The sequence below is a fragment of the Streptomyces sp. AF1A genome (genome assembly GCF_047340315.1).
Taxonomy (GTDB): domain Bacteria; phylum Actinomycetota; class Actinomycetes; order Streptomycetales; family Streptomycetaceae; genus Streptomyces.
The window spans coordinates 1-1787 of sequence record NZ_JBLEBI010000365.1 but is presented as its reverse complement, the minus strand read 5'-3'; the positions used below and the strand labels follow the sequence as shown (position 1 = coordinate 1787).

The 1787-nt window shown below is 68.8% G+C and carries 1 protein-coding gene; it reads left to right on the top strand.

Features of this window, described 5'->3' with window-relative positions; translation table 11 throughout:
• Positions 1 to 136 precede the first annotated feature (136 nt).
• Entirely contained in the window at positions 137 to 1756 is a 1620-nt protein-coding gene (locus ACLU3S_RS36855; protein ID WP_413956330.1) for an IS1634 family transposase, read from the top strand.
• Positions 1757 to 1787: the final 31 nt, after the last annotated feature.

Here is a 1787-nt window from a genome sequence, read left to right as displayed (position 1 = left end):
GACTAGCTCCGTACTTCGCGGGTGACTGAATCGGCTGGTTCAGGGCCTGTGGGAGTGTCTGTTGGGACCGTGGCCGCGTTGGTGGGGTGTGACGAAGTCTTCCCGGTCCCCGCGGCCACGGACGGTGCGTCCGCGCATGGAATGCGTGGTCAGCGCCGTGGTGGAGAAGCGTCTGGGCGCTCTGCCTGTCGCTGCCGAGTTTCTGCGCCGGCTGGATGTGGCCGGGACCGTCGACCGGTTGTGCCCGGGCCGTGACATCGCCCACCTGACGCACGGCCAGGTCATCGAGACGCTGGTGGCCAACCGGCTGACTGCGCCCGCCCCGCTGTGGCGGGTGGACGACTGGGCGCGTGAGTGGGCGGTGGAGGAGGTCTTCGGTATCGAGCCGGAGCTGCTCAACGACGACCGGCTGGGCCGCGCCCTGGATGCCATCGCCCCGCACCTGACGGAGCTGACCGACAGCATCGGGGCCCGCGCGATCGGCGAGTTCGGCATCGATGTGTCGACGTTCCATTGGGACATGACCTCCATGTCCCTGTACGGCGCCTACCCAGCCGACGACCAGGACGAGGACTATCCCCGCATCAAGCATGGGCATCCCAAGGACCGCCGGTACGACCTCAAGCAGATCCAGACCGGACTCGCGGTCTGCGGGGACGGCGGCATCCCGCTGCTGTCCCGCGTCATCGACGGCGGAGCCGCGGAGATCTCCCAGGTCACCGGCGCCATGAACGCCCTGCGGGCCATGGCCGGGCCGAAGGAGTTCCTGCTGATCGCGGACTCCAAGCTCGTCTCGTACCGCAACGTCACCGCGCTGCTCAAGGCCGGATGCGATTTCATCGCCCCGGCCCCGGCCTCCACGGTCGACGACGCGGTCTACGCCGCCCTCGACCTGGATGCGGCCACCGTCGTGGACTACACCCCCGCCCGGGACGAGACCATCCCCGCCCAGCGGCGCGAGACCTACCGAGTCCTGGAGGACACCCACGTCCTGTCCGGACCGCGCAAACGCGACCCGGACGTGGAAGTGCGCCGGATCCTGGTGCACTCCACCGGCAACGCCAAGGGCCAGCAGCGGGCCCGGGACAAACGCCTGGCCAAGGCCCGAGAAGAGCTCGACAAGCTGCAGCGCGGGGCCGGCGGCCGCTACTACAACACCGCCGAGAAGATCGCCGCACGCATCGGCGTGATCGCCAAAACCCGCCGCGTCACCGGCTGTCTGCACACCGAGATCACCACCGACGACACCGGACGCCCTGCCCTCGACTGGCACTTCGACCAAGACGTCCTCCAGGCCGAGGCGGCCGTCGACGGCTGGTACGCGCTGCTGACCACCCTCACCCCCGAACAGGCCGCTGCCGCCGAGGTACTGCGGCGCCACAAGGGCCAGCCCGCCGTCGAGCGCCGCTACGGCGACTTCAAAGGCCCCCTGGCCGTCACCCCCGTCTTCGTGCAGGACAACAAACGGGTCTCCGCACTGGTAACGGTGATCTGCCTGGCCCTGCTCGTGTTCTGCCTGATCGAACGCCAGGTCCGCCAGGCCCTTGGGGATGATCAGAAGATGCCCGGACTGTATCCCGGCAACCAGACGGTCCGGCCCACCGGCCGGATGATCCTCTACCACCTCTCCGGCCTGCGACTACGGGTCGGTCATGCCACCGACCCGCCCACCATCGTCATCAACCGCGGCGTCCAACTCCATCTCCTCGACCTCCTCGGCCTCGAACCGACGCATCCCCGCTGGCCAGAGACCTGAACGAGCTACCCGCGAAGTACGGGACTAGCCG